The organism is Pacificimonas aurantium (assembly GCF_020092905.1).
GTDB lineage: Bacteria > Pseudomonadota > Alphaproteobacteria > Sphingomonadales > Sphingomonadaceae > Pacificimonas > Pacificimonas aurantium.
This window is the reverse complement of the sequence record NZ_JAGSGB010000004.1, coordinates 198996-215759: the sequence shown is the minus strand read 5'-3', so window position 1 is coordinate 215759 and position 16764 is coordinate 198996. Positions and strand designations below refer to the sequence as shown.

The 16764-nt window shown below is 65.1% G+C and carries 18 protein-coding genes; 10 read left to right on the top strand and 8 right to left on the bottom strand.

The annotated features are described in order from the left end of the window. Positions 1-2: 2 nt before the first annotated feature. Genes KCN53_RS15375 through KCN53_RS15365 form a run of 3 tightly spaced genes read left to right on the top strand, consistent with a single transcriptional unit; the run spans position 3 to position 4690 of the window. Positions 3-1238: a TIGR03087 family PEP-CTERM/XrtA system glycosyltransferase gene (locus KCN53_RS15375; RefSeq protein WP_088713214.1), complete on the top strand. Its 1236-nt coding sequence runs from the start codon at positions 3-5 to the stop codon at positions 1236-1238. Between the two features lie 12 nt (positions 1239-1250). Beyond that, positions 1251-2798, top strand: a complete 1548-nt coding sequence (gene xrtA, locus KCN53_RS15370; RefSeq protein ID WP_088713213.1) for an exosortase A — start codon at positions 1251-1253, stop codon at positions 2796-2798. Then, positions 2798-4690, top strand: coding sequence for an XrtA/PEP-CTERM system amidotransferase (locus KCN53_RS15365; RefSeq protein ID WP_088713212.1), 1893 nt, complete (start codon positions 2798-2800; stop codon positions 4688-4690). The genes xrtA and KCN53_RS15365 overlap by 1 nt, the downstream gene beginning before the upstream one ends. A gap of 67 nt (positions 4691-4757) precedes the next feature. On the opposite strand, the gene KCN53_RS15360 is transcribed toward KCN53_RS15365, so the two are convergent. The 3 genes from KCN53_RS15360 to fmt form a co-directional block, all read right to left on the bottom strand. Then, positions 4758-5069 (bottom strand): hypothetical protein, encoded by a 312-nt coding sequence (locus KCN53_RS15360; protein WP_143712255.1) that lies wholly within the window; start codon positions 5067-5069, stop codon positions 4758-4760. A gap of 216 nt (positions 5070-5285) precedes the next feature. After that, on the bottom strand, positions 5286-6026 hold the full coding sequence (truA, locus tag KCN53_RS15355; protein WP_088713510.1) for a tRNA pseudouridine(38-40) synthase TruA: 741 nt from the start codon (positions 6024-6026) through the stop codon (positions 5286-5288). Continuing rightward, on the bottom strand, positions 6008-6922 hold the full coding sequence (gene fmt / locus KCN53_RS15350) for a methionyl-tRNA formyltransferase (protein ID WP_088713210.1): 915 nt from the start codon (positions 6920-6922) through the stop codon (positions 6008-6010). Before fmt ends, truA begins: the two co-directional genes overlap by 19 nt. A 78-nt stretch (positions 6923-7000) precedes the next feature. Between fmt and recR the strand changes: the two genes are divergently transcribed. Together recR and def are read left to right on the top strand one after the other, a co-directional pair. After that, positions 7001-7597 (top strand): recombination mediator RecR, encoded by a 597-nt coding sequence (gene recR / locus KCN53_RS15345; RefSeq protein ID WP_088713209.1) that lies wholly within the window; start codon positions 7001-7003, stop codon positions 7595-7597. Positions 7598-7658: 61 nt separating this feature from the next. Then, entirely contained in the window at positions 7659-8195 is a 537-nt protein-coding gene (gene def, locus KCN53_RS15340) for a peptide deformylase (RefSeq protein ID WP_088713208.1), read from the top strand. Here the strand turns inward: def and KCN53_RS15335 are convergent. The 5 genes from KCN53_RS15335 to purF form a co-directional block, all read right to left on the bottom strand. Beyond that, positions 8192-9508 carry an ATP-binding protein gene (locus KCN53_RS15335; protein ID WP_088713207.1) on the bottom strand — a complete coding sequence of 439 codons (1317 nt, stop codon included), beginning with the start codon at positions 9506-9508 and terminating at the stop codon, positions 8192-8194. The two genes, def and KCN53_RS15335, sit on opposite strands and share 4 nt — an antisense overlap. Then, on the bottom strand, positions 9508-10230 hold the full coding sequence (locus KCN53_RS15330) for a response regulator (RefSeq protein ID WP_088713206.1): 723 nt from the start codon (positions 10228-10230) through the stop codon (positions 9508-9510). The genes KCN53_RS15335 and KCN53_RS15330 overlap by 1 nt, the downstream gene beginning before the upstream one ends. Positions 10231-10315: 85 nt before the next feature. Further along, on the bottom strand, positions 10316-10831 hold the full coding sequence (locus KCN53_RS15325) for an EF-hand domain-containing protein (protein WP_088713205.1): 516 nt from the start codon (positions 10829-10831) through the stop codon (positions 10316-10318). A 122-nt stretch (positions 10832-10953) separates the two neighbouring features. Next, positions 10954-11616, bottom strand: coding sequence for an SDR family NAD(P)-dependent oxidoreductase (locus KCN53_RS15320; protein ID WP_088713204.1), 663 nt, complete (start codon positions 11614-11616; stop codon positions 10954-10956). After that, positions 11613-13070, bottom strand: coding sequence for an amidophosphoribosyltransferase (gene purF / locus KCN53_RS15315; protein WP_088713203.1), 1458 nt, complete (start codon positions 13068-13070; stop codon positions 11613-11615). The genes KCN53_RS15320 and purF overlap by 4 nt, the downstream gene beginning before the upstream one ends. A 125-nt stretch (positions 13071-13195) precedes the next feature. Here purF and KCN53_RS15310 point away from each other — a divergent pair, with 125 nt between their 5' ends. From KCN53_RS15310 to KCN53_RS15290, 5 genes are all read left to right on the top strand, one after another. Continuing rightward, entirely contained in the window at positions 13196-13444 is a 249-nt protein-coding gene (locus tag KCN53_RS15310; protein WP_088713202.1) for a DUF7218 family protein, read from the top strand. Positions 13445-13458: 14 nt separating this feature from the next. Beyond that, on the top strand, positions 13459-13989 hold the full coding sequence (locus KCN53_RS15305; RefSeq protein WP_088713201.1) for a hypothetical protein: 531 nt from the start codon (positions 13459-13461) through the stop codon (positions 13987-13989). 90 nt (positions 13990-14079) lie between these two features. After that, positions 14080-14439 carry a phosphoribosyl-AMP cyclohydrolase gene (gene hisI, locus KCN53_RS15300; RefSeq protein WP_088713200.1) on the top strand — a complete coding sequence of 120 codons (360 nt, stop codon included), beginning with the start codon at positions 14080-14082 and terminating at the stop codon, positions 14437-14439. A gap of 31 nt (positions 14440-14470) precedes the next feature. Then, on the top strand, positions 14471-14902 hold the full coding sequence (locus KCN53_RS15295; protein ID WP_088713199.1) for a MerR family transcriptional regulator: 432 nt from the start codon (positions 14471-14473) through the stop codon (positions 14900-14902). Position 14903: 1 nt separating this feature from the next. Beyond that, positions 14904-16706 carry an acyl-CoA dehydrogenase C-terminal domain-containing protein gene (locus KCN53_RS15290; protein ID WP_088713198.1) on the top strand — a complete coding sequence of 601 codons (1803 nt, stop codon included), beginning with the start codon at positions 14904-14906 and terminating at the stop codon, positions 16704-16706. Positions 16707-16764 lie beyond the last annotated feature (58 nt).

Sequence of the window (16764 nt, the reverse complement as noted above, 5' to 3'; positions counted from 1 at the left end):
TCTTGGGAAAGCCACAACTTCTATTTCTCGCGCACCGGATCCCCTATCCGCCGAACAAGGGTGACAAGATCAGGTCGTGGAACGTCCTGCGTCACCTGGCAAAATCATATGACATCCATCTCGGGGCGTTCATCGACGACGATGCCGACTGGCGCTACGTCCCGGTGCTGGAAGAGCTTTGCGCTTCGACCTGTTTCCTGAAGGTCGGATCGCGCCGCAATCCTGCGCGTCTGGCCCGCGCATGGCTGGGATCGCTGCCGCTTAGCGTCGCGCTTTGGGGAAGCGCCGAGATGAAGAGCTATGTCGATGACTGCCTGTCGGACCGGTCGATCCAGAATGCCTATGTCTTTTCGGGGCAGATGGCCCCTTATGTCCACCGGCACGTAACCAGCGGCCGCACGATCATCATGGATTTCGTGGACGTCGATTCCGACAAGTTCCGGCAATATGCGGCTACGGCCTCATGGCCCTTCAGCGGCCTGTACAGCCAAGAAGCTGCGCAGCTGAAGCAGTTCGAGAAACAGACTGCGCGCGTGGTCGACGCCAGCCTCTTCGTCAGTGAGGCAGAGGCAAAGCTGTTTCGCGGCATCGCCGGGTCCTACGGGCACACGGTGTATGCGCTGGAAAACGGTGTGGACCTCGACTTCTTCTCGCCGGCTGGCGGGACCCCGAGCGCCGACGCAAAGACAACTGCCGAAGCGGGTCGCGGGCTCGTGTTCGCGGGCGCCATGGACTATCCGCCGAACATAGAGGCGGTGGAGTGGCTCGTCGGCGATATCCTGCCGCGGGTTCGCCGACGGGTTCCCGGCACCGACCTGACCATCGTCGGATCGAATCCCGTCCCCGCGGTAAGGCGGCTGGCGCGGAAGAAAGGCGTCGAGGTCACCGGCTTTGTCGAGGATATCCGCCCCTATGTGCGCCGCGCGGCGATTTCGGTCGCGCCCATCAGGACGGCGCGGGGCGTTCAGAACAAGGTCCTCGAAGCGATGGCGATGGGCAAGCCCGTTGTCGCGAGTTCACAGGCCTATTCCGGCATCAATGCAGAGCCCGGACACGACCTTCTGGTTGCCGATACGGCGGACGCGTTCGCCGGAGCCGTCGCGGACCTGCTCGAAGACGGGAAACGGCGCGCTCGAATGGGCCGCGCGGCACGGGCGAAGATGCGCTCCTACTATAGCTGGGACGCACGACTGGCGCATCTCGACGAGATTATGGCCCGGCACGCCAAGGCCGGTTAAGAGCGGCGCAAGATGGCCACCATTTCCAGCGAAGCCGCAGGCGGCGACATTCCGGCATCTCCCGCCTGGCGGCTGGCCTTTCCGGCCTGGGCGGCCCTTGCGGTCGGGATCCTGCTGCTATTCTGGCAGGACACGGCGGCGCTCGTGTCGCTCTGGCTGAACAACTCCACCTATCAGCATGCGCTGCTCGTTCCGCCGATCATCGCCTATCTGGTATGGATCAGGCGCGGCGAGGTAATGTCGCTGACGCCGCGGCCCTTCCTTCCCGCGGCGGGCCTTCTCTTCATCGGCGGGGTCGGCTGGCTGCTCGGCGACGTCGCGGGCGTGGCACTGGTTCGCCATACGGCGCTGATCGGCATGCTGATCGTCAGCGTGCCCCTGGTGCTGGGCCTGGTGGTGGCGCGCGGCCTGACCTTCCCGCTCTTCTACGCGATCTTCATGATCCCGTTCGGCGATCAGCTGATCCCCTGGCTGCAGATGATCACGGCCGACATGTGCATCCTGCTCCTCAACCTGTTCGAGGTGCCGGCCTATATCGACGGGGTCTTCATCGAGATTCCGAACGGCAGTTTCGAGGTGGCCGAAGCCTGTTCGGGCGTCCGTTTCCTGATCGCGATGATCGCCTTCTCGGTTCTCGTTGCGCATCTGTGTTTCAAGAGCACGCTGAGGCGGGTGGTCTGCGTGGTCAGCGCCATCGTCCTGTCGATCGTCGCCAACGGCATACGGGCATGGGGGACGATCTATATCGCGCACCTGACCGACCCGTCCTTCGCGCGCGGCGTCGACCATGTGGTTTATGGCTGGGTGTTCTTTGCCGTCATCATGGCGATCGTCCTGGGTGTGGGGTGGTTCTTTTTCGACCGCCCGGTCGACGACCCCGCCTTCGATCCGCGGCGGCTGGAGCCCGCGCCGCCGCGCCGTGCCCCGATCGCGCGCCGGTTCGTCATTGCCCTTGCCGTCGGCCTAGTCGCCGCCCTGGTGGCGCCCGCTTATGCTCTGATCGTCGCCGACCGCGCGGCCGACATGCGGATCGCCGGGCTGCGCGCGCCCGACATCCCCGGTTGGAGCAAGGTCGATGGCAGCGGGGGCAGTGGCTGGCAACCGCTCTACGACAACGCCACGGCTACGCTGATGCAGACCTATCGCGACGCCGAGGGGCGCGAGGTCGACCTGTTCCTGGCGGCGTATGAGCGCCAGTCGGAGGATCATGAGATGATCGCGTATGGCAACGGCCTGATGGAGCCCGACGGGGACTGGAGCTGGGGCCGCAATATCGACGGACCGCCGACGACGCGGTCGGTCCAGTTGCAGAAGCGGCCCTATGTACGCGATGTCTGGCAGAACTTTGTTGTGGGGGACCGCATCAGCGGCGGTGACTACCAGGCGAAGCTCGACACGCTGCGGGCAAAGCTTCTCGGCGGGGACACGCTGGCGGGAACGGTGGTTATCTCCGTGGAGCGCATCGGATCCCGCGGAACCGGCGCGCGCGCGCTCGAAGACTTCCGCGCGGCCCTGGGTTCGCCGCGGCAAGTCCTGTCGGATGCGGTCCTCACCGACTGATGTGCGGCCTGGCCGGCATATTCGACCGGCGCGGCAAGCGTCTTGCCGACCAGAATGTCCTGGACCGCATGACCGACGCGCTGTCGCACCGCGGTCCCGACGGCCGGGGCACGCTGAACGAACCCGGCACGGCGCTGGGTCATCGCCGCCTGTCGATCATCGACGTCGAGCGCGCATCGCAGCCGATGGCGAGCGCGGACGAGCGGTTCGAAATCGTGTTCAACGGTGAAATCTATAACTACCGCGAACTGAAATCGGAGCTGGAGCGGGCGGGGCACCGCTTCCGCCTCGACAGCGATACCGAAGTCCTTCTGGAGGCTTACCGGGCGTGGGGCCCCGACATGCTGCGGCGGCTGCGCGGTATGTTCGCATTCGCGCTGTGGGACCGGAAGACCGACCAGCTGCTGCTTGCCCGCGACCGGTTCGGCGTCAAACCCATGGTCATGGCCGACCTGCCGGACGGACGGCTCCTGTTCGCTTCGGAACTGAAAGCCCTCCTCGAACATCCGGACCTGCCGCGCGGGATCGAGCCGCGGGCAATCGAGGATTATTTTGCCTATGGCTATGTGCCCGAGGCCCGCTCGCTTCTCTCTGCGGTGACGAAGCTCCAGCCGGCGCATTATGCGCTGCTGGACCGGTCGGGCGGCGAACTGGTGCAGACGCGCTACTGGGACCTGGCCTTTTCCGAAGACCTGGATGGCGAGGCGAGCAGGGCGGGCGACCTGCGCCAGCGGCTGAAGGATGCGGTGCGGAGCCGCCTCGTCGCGGATGTCGAGGTTGCGGCCTTCCTGTCAGGCGGCGTCGACTCCTCGGCGGTCGTCGCGCTGATGGCGTCGGCGTCGGAGCAGCGCTTCAAGACCCTCTCCATCGGCTTCGATTCGAAGGCGTTCGACGAAACCGAATATGCGCGGCTCGTCGCCGAGCGCTACGACACCGAGCATCATGAGCGCATCGTGACGGCGGACGATTACGGTCTCGTCGACCGTCTTGCCGATGCGTTCGACGAGCCCTTCGCCGATGCTTCCGCCATTCCCACATTCCGGGTGTGCGAACTCGCCCGCGCGCATGTGAAGGTCGCCCTGTCGGGGGACGGCGCGGACGAGGCGTTTGCCGGCTACCGGCGGTACGCGATGTTCCAGCGCGAAGAGACGGTCAGGAGCCTCATTCCCTCCGCCGTGCGCGCCGTGTTGTTCCGCCCGCTCGGCCGGGCGTGGCCAAAGCTCGACCGGCTGCCTCGCCCGCTGCGCTTCAAGTCGACATTCGAAGCTCTCGGGATGGACCCGGCCGAAGCCTATTTCCACGCCGTCTCCGTGACCCGGTCGGCCGAACGTTCGGCGCTGTTCTCGCCGCAGCTGAAGCGTGAGCTTGCAGGCTACGATGCGCGCGAACTCTACATGGAGACGTTCCGTAATGCCCCTGCCGAGACGACGCTCGGCAAGGCGCAATATACCGACATACGCCACTATCTGCCGGGCGACATTCTCGTGAAGGTCGACCGCATGAGTATGGCGAACAGTCTGGAAGCCCGCGATCCGCTGCTCGATCACGAGCTTGTAGAGTGGGCGGCCCGGCTGCCCGCGCGCGACCGGATCCGCGGCGGAGCAGGAAAATGGCTGATGAAGGAGGCCGTCAGGCCGCTGTTGCCAGACCGCCTGATCGACCGGCCGAAGATGGGGTTCGTGGTGCCCATCGGCGAATGGCTGAAAGGCCCGCTATCGGCAGAAGTGGACCGGCTCTGCGACGCCTCCGCGCTCTCCGGCTCGGGCTATTTCGACATGGAGGCATTAAAGGAGATGAACCTCGCTCACCGGGCCGGCAAACGCGACCATAGCCGCACGCTATGGCAGGCTCTGATGCTCGAAAAGGCGCTGGCGAAGCTCGGCGCCGGCTGAGGCTGGGGACTATTCGCTCGCCAAAGAAAGGCAGCGCGATCAGAAAGCCGCGATCAGATAGTGGAAATCAGTTGGAGGGGCTGGCGTCCGCCGCCGCTGCCGTGCCCTCGGTGCGGGCCGCGCGATGCGCGCGGACGATGGCGGCGCGCGCCTCGGGAGAGAGCGACGTCGTTTCCGGATCGATGCCGAGTTCCAGCAGATCCTGATATTCCTCGTTATTGGCTCCCAGTCCGGGAGGCGGCGCCAGACCGTCGGCAGACAGGCTGGTCGACTCGCCGGCGAAGGCAGGAGTGCCGAAGGTCACCCGCTCGCTGCGCAGCGTGTCATAGGCGTAGAGAAAGCCGGCCCCCATGATGAGGACTACCCCCGCAAGTGCCACGAGCATCCCGTTGGACGGGGGCTTGGAACGTGGCTGATTTCTCTGCATGACCATGACGATCGACCCAAATTCTGCTTGCCTCATTCTACATCAACGAGGGCTTTAACGAAAGGCATGCAAAAGGCATGCCGAACCCATAACATCCCGAAAAACCAATCGTTAGGAGGCGATTTGTCCCTAAGGAGGCGTTAACTGTAAAGCCTGCCGACTCTCGGTTTATTCATATGTTGCGCGCACGAAGTAGAGCCCGTCGGGCGGGGCGTTCAGCCCGAGAGCAGCGCGGTCCTTCGAGTCGAGCGCGGCCTTCATGTCGCGCGGCTTCCAGCGCCCGTCGCCCACCATCGCGAGGCACCCGGTGATCGATCTTATCTGGTGGTGGAGAAAGGACGGGGCGTCCGCCTCTACGACCACATGGTCGCCCTGTCGTTCAACCTCCAGCCGGGTAAGGGTCTTCACCGGACTTTCGGCCTGGCAATGCACGCTGCGAAAAGTCGTGAAATCATGCCTGCCGACGAGATGCGCGGCCGCGTCTGCCATTGCGGTCTCGTCCAGCGGCTTGGAAATGCGCCATTCGCGGCCGGCGGTCAGGGTTAGCGGTGCGCGCCGGTTGTGAATGACGTAGCGATAGGCGCGGCCGGTGCAGTCGAAGCGGGCATGAAAATCGTCCGCGACCTGCTCGGCCTCCAGAATGGCGATGGGATGTGGCCTTAGGCGCGCGTTCAACGCTTCCGACAGGCGAAAGGGGGACAGCGGTTTCGGGCAATCGACATGCGCAACCTGGCCAAGCGCGTGCACGCCGGAATCGGTACGCCCGCAGCCATAGACGAGCGGCGTGCCGCCGAAGATGGCCGCTGCAGCCTCTTCCAGGCATTGCTGCACCGAGGGCCCGTGCGCCTGCCGCTGCCAGCCCATGAAGGGCCGGCCGTCATATTCGATGGTCAGCTTGAAACGGGGCAGGGGGGTACACTTTCGGGCATGTCGAAGCCGTTGAGGATATCCTCGACGCTCATCGGTCGCTTGCCGGGACGCTGCAACAGCCGCAAGCGCACGCTGCCCTCTCCGCAGGCAATGGCGCGGCCGCCGTCGAGGACCGTGCCCGGGGCGGCGCTGCCGGCCTCGACCGCGACCTCGAGACACTTGATGCGTTCGCCGGCGGCTTCGAACCAAGCGCCGGGTGCCGGGTTGAAGGCGCGCACCTGACGGTCGACGTCGACGGCAGGCTTCGTGAAATCGAGCGCGGCTTCAATCTTTTCGATTTTCTTCGCATAGGTGACGCCCTCATCCGGCTGGGGTTCGGACGTGGGCAAGGTGCCCGCCAGCGTCTCAACGATGAGTTCAGCGCCCACGAGCGCCAGCTCGTCCGTCAGCAGGCCGGCCGTCTTGCCGACGATCTCGACCTGCCGCGTAAGCAGCATCGGGCCGGTGTCGAGCCCTGCCTCCATCTGCATGATGGTAACGCCGGTGACGCGGTCGCCCGCCAGGATGGCGCGCTGTACCGGTGCCGCGCCGCGCCAGCGCGGCAACAACGATGCGTGGATGTTCAGGCAGCCGAGACGGGGTGCAGAGAGGACAGGCGGCGGCAGAATGAGGCCATAGGCCGCCACCACCGCGGCATCCGCGCCCAGCGCCCCGAACTCCTCCTGGACATCAGCGGGCTTCAGCGTCTCGGGATGCCGTACGGTGAGGCCGAGGGCCTCCGCCGCGTCGTGAACGGCGGTACGCTGCAGCTTCTTGCCCCGGCGCGCGGCGCGCGGGGGCTGGGTATAGACGGCAACGATGTCATGGCCGTTCCCGGCCAGAGCCTGGAGGGCAGGCACGGCGAAGGGCGGCGTTCCCATGTAGACGAGGCGCATTCCCGCGGGCTACGCCCCGTGCCGCGGCCTCGCAACCACTTCTCGCGTCGGGCGCGGTTCATGCTTAAATGATGCGCCATGTCGTCGCCCGAAATCGAAGCCCTCGTTCAGTCCCTGTCGCGCCTGCCCGGTCTGGGCCCCCGCTCCGCGCGGCGCGCCGTCCTGCACCTGCTGAAACGGCGCGAGAGCGCCTTGCAGCCCCTGATATCTTCGCTGCAGGCGGTCGATGAGCGGATGCTGTCCTGCGGCACGTGCGGCAATATCGATACCTCGGACCCCTGTCATATCTGCCGCGACCATCGCCGAGACGGCAGCCTGCTGGCCGTCGTGGAGGATGTCGCCGATCTGTGGGCGATGGACCGGTCGCGGCTGTTTTCCGGCCGGTATCATGTCTTGGGAGGCCGCCTCTCGGCGCTGGACGGCGTCGGCCCCGACGACCTTGCCATCGGCGGCCTTCTCTCGCGTGTCGAAACGGGAGAGGTGGCCGAAGTGGTGCTGGCGATGAACGCCACGATGGAGGGGCAAACGACGCTGCACTATCTGGCCGAACAGCTCGACCGTTTCGACATCACGGTCTCGACGCTCGCCCACGGCGTTCCCGTCGGCGGCGAACTCGATTACCTCGATGAAGGGACAATCGCGCAGGCCCTGCGGGCGCGCCGGGCCGTCGGCTAGAACAGCCGACAGAGTTTGGCCGGGCGTTGCGGTTCGGGACCTGCGCTCCTAAATTCCCGCTATGGCTATTCTTCCTATCGTCGAAGTCCCCGATCCGCGTCTCAAGACCGTCTCCGAACCCGTAGGAGGCGTCGATGACGACCTGCGCGCCTTCATGGATGACATGCTCGAGACGATGTACGATGCGCCGGGTATCGGCCTTGCCGCCATCCAGGTCGGCCGCCCCATTCGCGTGCTGGTGATCGACCTGCAGGAACTGCCCGAGGGCGAGACCGACGAGGACAAGCGAATTCGCGAGCCGCTATACTTCGTGAACCCTGAAATCCTCGAAGTGTCGGAAGAGGTCACGACCTATAACGAAGGCTGCCTGTCGGTGCCGGAGCAATATGCCGAGGTCGACCGTCCGTCTTGGATCATGGCTCGCTGGCTCGACTATGACGGGAACCAGCATGAAGAGAAGATCGACGGCTTTCTGGCGACGGTCCTGCAGCATGAGATGGATCACCTGGAAGGGATCCTGTTCATCGATCACCTGTCGAAGCTGAAGCGCGACATGGTTCTGAAAAAACTGAAGAAGATGCGCAAGATGGCGGCCTAGCGCCGCGGCAGGCACAGTTCGGCCCGCAGCCCGCCTGCGGGGCAGTTCTCCAGTTTCAGGCTGCCCCCGTGAAGGTCCGCGACGGCCTTTGCGATGGCCAGACCCAGTCCCGACCCGCCGGTTTCGCGGTTGCGCGAATGTTCCAGCCGAACAAACGGCTCGGCAGCGCGCACCAGGTCGGCCTCCGGAATGCCGGGCCCCTCATCCTCCACGACGAAACACGCCGTGGTTTCGGTTGCCGTCAGGCCGACCGACGCCCGTCCGCCGTAGCGCGCCGCATTGTCGACCAGATTCTGGAGCGCCCGCCGCACCGCGGCCACATGCACGGGGGCGATCACCGCCTCCGGCGCCGAAAGCCGTGCCTCCAGCCCACCGGACGTCGCAGTGCGCACGACCTTCGCCGCCAGCGCGGCAAGGTCGGTCGGCTCCGACGGGGCCTTGGCGCGGCCCATGCGGGCGAGGACAAGAATGTCCTCCAAATTGGTGTTCAGTTCTTCGATGGCCTCGATCATGGCGGCGCGCTCTTCGGCGTCTTCGACCGACTCGGCGCGGATGCGAAGGGAGGCGAGGGGCGTCCGCAGATCGTGACCGATGGCGCCGAGCATCTGGTCCTTTTCGGCGATCATGCGGCTGAGGCGCGCGCGCATGTCGTTGAAGGCCACGATCAGCGCCCGCACGTCGGCGGGGCCGGCAGGCTGGACCGGCTCCGGTTCCCCGGTACCGCGATAGCGCTGCGCCGCGGCGCCGAGCGTAGCGAGAGACCGGCTTGCGCGGCGCGCGAAGAAAAGCAGCGGTACGAGCGTGACAGCGAAAATCACGAGGGTCTGGAAGAACAGGTAACCGAAGAGGGGGAAGGGCGGCACGGGCGGCCGGGTGGAAACGACTCGCCATCCGATCTCGGGAAAGTTCGCGAAGACGACCAGCCGGCCTGGGTCGCCCTTCCGCTCCGCGCGGCGGTCCATGGCGAAGATGCGGACCTCTTCCGCCGGGGTCCCGGCCTGTTCGAGACGAAGGTAGACGGCCTGTTCGAGGCGAACATAGCGCCGGGTTTCGGGAATGTTCGGAGGTCCGCGCCGCTCGATGCGATCGAGAAAACGTTCGCGGAAGCCCGGCCGCCCCCGCCCGCCGTCGAAGAAGTCGGGTCGCTCCGCGGCAATCAGCAGACGTGCGACGGCCGGTTCGACGGACCTGGTGGTCTCGACCTGTCGGCGCTCGTTGAAGATCAGCGCGAAGTTGACCGCCTGCGCGAGGAAGAGCGCAAGGGCGACGACGATCAGAAGCTGAGCGGTCAGGCCGAGCCGGCGGAAGCGCATCACACCCGCTCCGGCGTGCAGGCGAATGTGTACCCCGCGCCGTGGACCGTCTGAATGAGACGGGGGGTCTTGGGATCGTCTTCGATCTTCTTGCGAAGCCGGCTGACCGTGTTGTCGACCGCCCGGTCGAAGGCATGTGCTTCTCGCCCCCTTGTCAGGTCGAGCAGCTGGTCGCGCGACAGGACACGGCCAGGGCGTGTCACCAGCACTTTCAGAAGGTCATATTCGCCCGTTGTGAGGGGAATTGCCTCGCCGTCCGGTCCGGTCAGCTGACGCGACTCGATGTCGAAGGCGAACCCTTCGAACAGGTATTTCGTGCCGGGGGAGGCCTCTGCTCCCGAGCGGCCGCCTTGTGCGCTGCGGCGCAGGATCGCCCTGATGCGGGCAAGCAGTTCGCGGGGATTGAAGGGCTTCGCCAGATAGTCGTCGGCGCCCATTTCGAGGCCGACGATCTTGTCGGTATCCTCGGTCATCGCTGTCAGCATGATGATCGGCAGGTCGCCGTTCGCGCGGATGAAGCGGGCAAGACTCAGCCCGTCTTCGCCAGGCATCATGATGTCGAGGATCACGAGATCGATGGCATGGGCGGGAAGCAGCGTTCGCGCTTCGGCCGCATCCTTTGCCTCGCTGACCCTGTAGCCGTTCTTGTGAAGGAAGGCGGCCAGGGGCGCGCGGATCGACGGTTCGTCCTCGACGAGAAGAAGGTGGGGCCGGGACGTCAGCTCAGCTCTCCGGAAACGGGGAAGGGAGGGGCCGGACTTTCCGGCCTCTCCCTCCGTTCGTCAAAGTGGAAGTTATCCGCAGCCCTTAGTTGCTGCGATCCGCACGCCGCTCGCGCATGTCCTTCATGCGGTCGCGCATCTTCGCGCGCTGCGCCTTCCGTTCGTCGGCGTCGATCTGTCCGTCGCCGTTCGTATCAACCGACGCAAAGCGTTCCAGCGCCTTCTCCTCCATCTCGGCGAGGATGATCTGGCCGTCGCCATCGGTGTCGGCGCGTTCGAACATGCGGGCGGCCATGCGCTCGCGGCGTTCCGGCGTCAGTTCGCGGCGCGGTCCCTTCCTGCCACGCTCTTCGGCTCGTTCCTTCATCCGGTCCGCGCGCTCTGCGAGCTCGGCCTCGAACTCGGCCTGGGTGATCGCGCCGTCATTGTTCCTATCCGCTTCGGCGAAGCGAGCGGCGATGCTGGCATTGATCTCAGAGACGGTGACGACGCCGTCGCCATTGGCATCCGGGTTGCCATGCGGGCCGCGCGGCTGGGCGATCGCCGGCGTGGTAAGGGCAAGAGCGGCGACAACACCGCCGAGCATGAGGGTGGATTTCATGGGGTTTCCTTTCCGTTGCAGTCCGTAGTTCCCTGCTGCGTGCCGTTATGGGGCCGCCCTGTCGCAGAGATTTGTCGGCGGAAAGGAAACTTGTCGCGGCTTGTATCAGGGTAGCCGGCGGCTTAGCCGATCAGGGCGATCAGTTCGGACGCGGCCGTCTCGGCGGATTTGAGGGTCGAAGGATCCTCGCCGGGAAAGGCGGATTCGCGCATCTTCGTCGCGGTGCCGCCGGGATTGTAGATCTCCACCTTCGCGCGCTTATGCTCCTCGGCATAGGTATTGAGGAGATTTTCCAGCGCGGCCTTCGAGGCCGCATAGGGTCCCCAATAGGCGCGCGGGGCCTGCGCGACCGACGAGGTCACACCGACGATTGCCGGCTCGCTCTCGGCGGCGCGAAGAAGCGGGTCGAACGCCTTCAGGAGGCGGTAGTTCGCCGCGACGTTGATCGTGAAGATTTCCGCGAACTGCTTGTCGGAAACATGTGCGATCGGCCCGAGGTCGCCGAGAACGGCGGCATTGAGGACGAGGGCGTCCAGCCGGCCCCACCGCTGGTGGATTGCGCCGGCAAGGCGGCTGATCGCCTCCGCATCGGCCAGGTCGAACGGCGCCAGCGTGGCAGTGCCGCCTGCCTGGTGGATCGCGTCCTCGACCTCCTCGAGGGCGCCTTCCGTCCGCGCGGTCAGGATGACGTGATAGCCCTTCGCCGCCAGTTGCCGGGCGACCTGCGCACCGATCCCGCGCGACGCACCGGTGACGAGAGCGAGCGGCTTGTCGTCGACGCTCACGCAGCGGCCCCCGTCAGCAGCTGGAACTGTTCGGTGCTGCCGTCATCTTCCTGGTCGGTGAGAGAGGTGGGATAGGCGCCGGTGAAACATGCGTCGCAGAATTGCGGCCGGCTGTCGTCGCGGCCCTCGAGCCCCACGGCGCGGTAAAGTCCGTTGACGGAAATGAAAGCGAGGCTGTCGGTCTTGATGAACTCGTTCATGCTGTCGACCGTCATCTGCGCTGCCAGCAGCTTGGAGCGCTCGGGCGTGTCGACGCCGTAGAAACAGGGGTTGCGCGTCGGCGGACTGGCGATGCGCATATGCACCTCCTTCGCGCCGGCATCGCGCATCATCTGCACGATCTTCAGGCTGGTCGTTCCGCGCACGATGGAATCGTCGACGAGGATGATCCGCTTACCCTTCACCAGCTCGCGGTTGGCGTTGTGCTTCAGCTTCACGGAGAGGTCGCGGATGGCCTGCCCCGGCTGGATGAAGGTCCGGCCTACATAGTGCGACCGGACGATCCCCTGTTCGAAGGGAATGCCCGACTGCTGCGAATAGCCGAGCGCAGCCGGATTGCCGCTGTCGGGGACCGGTATGACAAGATCGGCTTCGACCGGGCTTTCGTTCGCAAGCTCGCGGCCGATATTCTTGCGCACCTGATAGACGCTCATCCCGTCGAGAAAGCTGTCCGGACGCGAGAAATAGACATGCTCGAAAATGCACGGGCGCGGCGTCTGCTCGGCGAAGGGGCGAATGGACCGGATGCCCTTCTCGTTGATGACGATCATCTCGCCGGGTTCGATCTGGCGGATGAAGGTTGCGCCGACGACGTCGAGCGCGACCGTTTCGGAGGCCACGATGTGAGCATCTTCGAGGCGGCCGAGAACGAGAGGACGGATGCCGAGCGGATCGCGAACGGCGATCAGCCCCTCCGGCGTCAGGCAGGCTAGCGAATAGGCGCCCTCGATCTGCTTCAGCGCATCGATGATGCGGTCCAGAAGCGGGCGGTAGCTGGAGGTCGCCACCAAGTGGATGATCACTTCGGTGTCGGACGTCGACTGGAAGATCGAGCCGCGCTTGTTGAGCCCTCGGCGCAGATGCTGAGCGTTCGAGATATTGCCGTTGTGCGCGACCGCGAAGCCGCCGGACGACAGTTCCGCGAACAGCGGCTGCACGTTGCGCATCGCCGTCTCGCCGGTCGTGGCATAGCGGGTATGTCCGATCGAGGCGTCGCCCGGCAACTGGCGGATCGCGCTTTCGTTGCTGAAATTCTCGGCGACATGTCCGGCGGCGCGCTTTGTGTAGAACTGGCTGCCGTCCCAGCTCGTGATGCCGGCGGCTTCCTGTCCGCGGTGCTGAAGGGCGTGGAGGCCAAGGGCCGTCAGCGCCGATGCGCTTTCCATCCCATACACTCCGAAAACGCCGCACTCCTCGCGCAGCTTGTCATGATCGAACGGGTCGGTCGTCAGCATGGGAAGTCCGGAAAAAGGAGAAGACGCCGCGCATATAGGAAAGGTCGTCGGCTTTGTCGCCCTCTTGTCACAAACATCGCGCCCATGCGTTGGGCGCATGAACCATCCTGAAAGGAGATGTCGATATGGCAAAAGACCATGGCAGTTCCGTCAAGAATGACGATACATACGAAGAACTTCGCGACCAGGGTTACTCCAAGGAGAAGTCCGCCCGCATCGCAAACGCCCAGTCGAACGACAATGTCGAGCATGACAGCCGCCCCTATGAGGAGCGGACCAAGGATGAGCTGTACGACGAGGCGCAGGAAATCGGCATCGAGGGCCGTAGCGATATGACGAAGGACGAACTGATCGAGGCCCTTCGCAACCATTGAGGGAAATAGCGCTCATGTTCTCGCTCAAGACCGCCGGCGCGGTGGCCGCCGGATTCCTGGCGGCGCCCGCCTTGGCGTGCAGCTGCATGGTACCCGGCCCGATGGAGCCCGCAAACGCGACCGACGTGCTGTCCGAATACAGGATCGTCGAAGGGCGGGTTGCCCAGAACATCAAGGCGCCCGACTGCGAACAGGGCCCCGATGGCCGGACCTATCAGACCTATGTCGTGACCGGAGCGGACGGCGAGTCCTTCCAGGTCCGCCAGGAGGCGATGGAGATGAACGGCCGCTGCCAGGTCCGGTCCAGCGCCGCGTGCGGAACGACGCTGCCGCCGGTGGGTCGCTATTTCCTGAAGCCGCTATCGGACGGCACCTACCGCTATCCGCTGAGCTGCGACCTGGTCGAAGCCGAGGCGGCATACCGCGCGCTGCAGGAGAAGGGCAGCGGTCATGACGGTCATGAGGGTCATGAGCGCCCGAGCCAGGTTCAAGGCGGCGAACAGGAGGGCATCGAAGACCCGTGCCTCACCGGTCCCCGCGGGTAGGATCGTTGCGGCCGGAAGCACGCAATTGTTCGCGCCGCGGCGCGCAGGCGCGCGATTGTTCGGACGGCGGTGCGCCGGTAATACGGCGGCATGACCGACCGCGACGAAACCGCTGAATTCCTCCCCAAGTTCGACGAGAAGGGCCTCCTCAGCGCTATCGCGCAGGATGCGGAGAGTGGCGAGGTTCTGATGCTCGCCCATATGAACCGCGAAGCGCTCGACCGCACGCTGGAGAGCGGCGAGGCACACTTCTGGTCGCGCTCGCGGGCAGCGCTCTGGAAGAAAGGCGAGACCAGCGGAAACATCCTTCGCGTTCGCGCAGTGCTCGTCGACTGCGACCAGGATGCGCTGCTCCTGAAAGTCGAAGCCGCGGGGCCGGCCTGTCACACGGGTCGCCGCACCTGCTTTTACCGCGAGGTGGGTCAAGACGGACTAAGCTTCACCGGTTGACGTTAACGTAAAGGGCACCCATATGGGGCCCATGCAGCCAACCGATTTCCTGTCCATCGTCACACCAGCGGCGAAGGACAGATTCACGATCGGCGAGCTCAGCAGCGAGTTCGGGGTCACCGCGCGGACCATCCGCTTCTATGAAAGCGAAGGCCTGCTCAGTCCCGCTCGGGAAGGTCAGGCCCGCATTTATTCCAAGCGCGACCGTGCGCGGCTGGGCTGGATCCTGCGCGGCAAGCGCGTTGGCTTCTCGCTCGCCGACATCGCCGAACTTCTCGACATGTATGAAAATGCCGGTCCGGCGAAGCAGCGCCGCGCGCTGGCGGACCGCGTCGAAGGCCGCGTCGAGGCGCTGGAAGCCCAGCGCGACGATCTCGAGGCCACAATCGCCGAGCTGCAACAGTTTCTGAATACGCTCCAAACCCTGCCGGCCGAGGCCGGTATTTCCGAAAGGACCTCCTGAGATGCCCCGCTATACCGCTCCCGTTCGCGACACGCGCTTCGTCCTCGACGAAGTGATCGACCTGGCGAAATATTCCAACCTGCCCGGGTTCGAGGATGCGACGCCCGACATGGTGTCGGCGATCCTGGAAGAGGGTGGGAAGTTCGTCGAAGGCGTCGTCTTTCCGCTGAACCAGTCCGGCGACCGCGAGGGCTGCACGCGTCACGACGACGGTACGGTCACGACTCCGGAGGGCTTCAAGGAGGCTTATCAGCAGTTCGTCGAAGGCGGTTGGGGCACGCTCGGCGCGCCGAAGCAATATGGCGGGCAGGGCCTGCCGCACTCGGTCGCGATGGCCTTCGAGGAGTATATCTCGGCCGGAAACATGGCTTTCTCGATGTATCCGGGTCTGACGCAGGGGGCGATCTCCGCCATCGCCGTGCGCGGCTCTGACGAGCAGAAGGAAACCTACCTGCCGAAGATGATTTCGGGTGAGTGGACGGGAACGATGAACCTGACCGAGCCGCATTGCGGCACGGACCTCGGCCTCATCCGGACGAAGGCGAAGGACAATGGCGACGGCACCTACGCGGTCACCGGAACGAAGATTTTCATTTCCGCCGGCGAGCACGACATGGCGGACAACATCATCCACCTGGTGCTGGCGAAGCGCGAAGGCGCGCCCGACAATGTGAAGGGCATTTCGCTGTTCATCGTGCCGAAGTTCCTGGTGAAGGAGGACGGCACGCCTGGCGAGCGGAATGCGGTCTCCTGCGGCTCGATCGAGGAAAAGATGGGCATTCACGGCAATGCCACCTGCGTCATGAACTATGACGGCGCGACCGGCTATCTGGTCGGCGAGCCCGAGCGCGGCCTCGAGGCGATGTTCATCATGATGAACGCCGCGCGTCTCGGCGTCGGCATCCAGGGTCTCGCGCAGGGCGAAATCGCCTATCAGAACGCGGTCGACTATGCGCTCGACCGGCGCCAGGGCCGCGCCCTGACCGGCGTAAAGGACGAGGACGCGAAGGCCGATCCGATCATCGTGCATCCCGACGTTCGGCGCATGCTGATGGACGCCAAGGCCTTTACCGAAGGTGCCCGCGCGCTGACGCTGTGGGCCGCGTTGCAGATCGACCTGGCGCACAACGCGCAGACCGAGGAAGAGCGCGAGGAGGCAGACGACCTGGTCGGCCTGCTGACCCCCGTCATCAAGGGTTATTTCACCGACAAGGGCTTTGCCACTGCCGTGGAGGCGCAGCAGGTCTATGGCGGCCATGGCTACGTCCAGGAATGGGGCATGGAGCAATATGTCCGCGACGCCCGGATCGCCCAGATCTACGAGGGCACGAACGGCATTCAGGCGATGGACCTTGTCGGCCGGAAGCTCGGCCGGAAGGGCGGCAAGGCGCTGATGCAGTTCGCGCAGATGGTCACCGGCGACATCGAAGCGGCGAAGGCGAACGAGACGCTGAAGCCGCTGGCCGAGAAGCTGGAAAAGGCCGCGGGCGAGATGCAGGCGGCCACGATGTGGCTGATGCAGAACGGTACGGCCAATCCGAACAACGCCGGCGCCGGTGCCGTCCCCTACATGCACATGATGGGGATCGTGGCGCTGGGCGTGATGTGGCTGAAGATGGCCACCGCCGCCGCCGAGAAGCTGTCGAACGGAAGCGCGGGCGATGCGTTCTACGAGGGTAAGCTGACGACGGCCCGTTATTATATGGACCGGTATCTGCCCGACGTCGGCGCGCTGCGCCGCAAACTGGAGGCCGGCGCGGACAGCCTGATGGCGCTGCCGGAAGACTCCTTCGCCCGCGCCTGAGCGAATAGCCCGAAGCTAAACGAATACGCCCCGACAGAGGGCGCCTGAACCAAGAACT

Bases quoted from the DNA above. Each gene is read 5' to 3' on its own strand.
- KCN53_RS15295 (WP_088713199.1), top strand. From the start codon at position 14,471: ATGCAGCCAACCGATTTCCTGTCCATCGTCACACCAGCGGCGAAGGAC.
- xrtA (WP_088713213.1), top strand. From the start codon at position 1,251: ATGGCCACCATTTCCAGCGAAGCCGCAGGCGGCGACATTCCGGCATCT.
- KCN53_RS15365 (WP_088713212.1), top strand. From the start codon at position 2,798: ATGTGCGGCCTGGCCGGCATATTCGACCGGCGCGGCAAGCGTCTTGCC.
- KCN53_RS15335 (WP_088713207.1), bottom strand. From the start codon at position 9,508: ATGCGCTTCCGCCGGCTCGGCCTGACCGCTCAGCTTCTGATCGTCGTC.
- KCN53_RS15310 (WP_088713202.1), top strand. From the start codon at position 13,196: ATGGCAAAAGACCATGGCAGTTCCGTCAAGAATGACGATACATACGAA.
- KCN53_RS15325 (WP_088713205.1), bottom strand. From the start codon at position 10,831: ATGAAATCCACCCTCATGCTCGGCGGTGTTGTCGCCGCTCTTGCCCTT.
- recR (WP_088713209.1), top strand. From the start codon at position 7,001: ATGTCGTCGCCCGAAATCGAAGCCCTCGTTCAGTCCCTGTCGCGCCTG.
- purF (WP_088713203.1), bottom strand. From the start codon at position 13,070: ATGCTGACGACCGACCCGTTCGATCATGACAAGCTGCGCGAGGAGTGC.
- KCN53_RS15290 (WP_088713198.1), top strand. From the start codon at position 14,904: ATGCCCCGCTATACCGCTCCCGTTCGCGACACGCGCTTCGTCCTCGAC.
- fmt (WP_088713210.1), bottom strand. From the start codon at position 6,922: ATGCGCCTCGTCTACATGGGAACGCCGCCCTTCGCCGTGCCTGCCCTC.
- KCN53_RS15305 (WP_088713201.1), top strand. From the start codon at position 13,459: ATGTTCTCGCTCAAGACCGCCGGCGCGGTGGCCGCCGGATTCCTGGCG.
- def (WP_088713208.1), top strand. From the start codon at position 7,659: ATGGCTATTCTTCCTATCGTCGAAGTCCCCGATCCGCGTCTCAAGACC.
- hisI (WP_088713200.1), top strand. From the start codon at position 14,080: ATGACCGACCGCGACGAAACCGCTGAATTCCTCCCCAAGTTCGACGAG.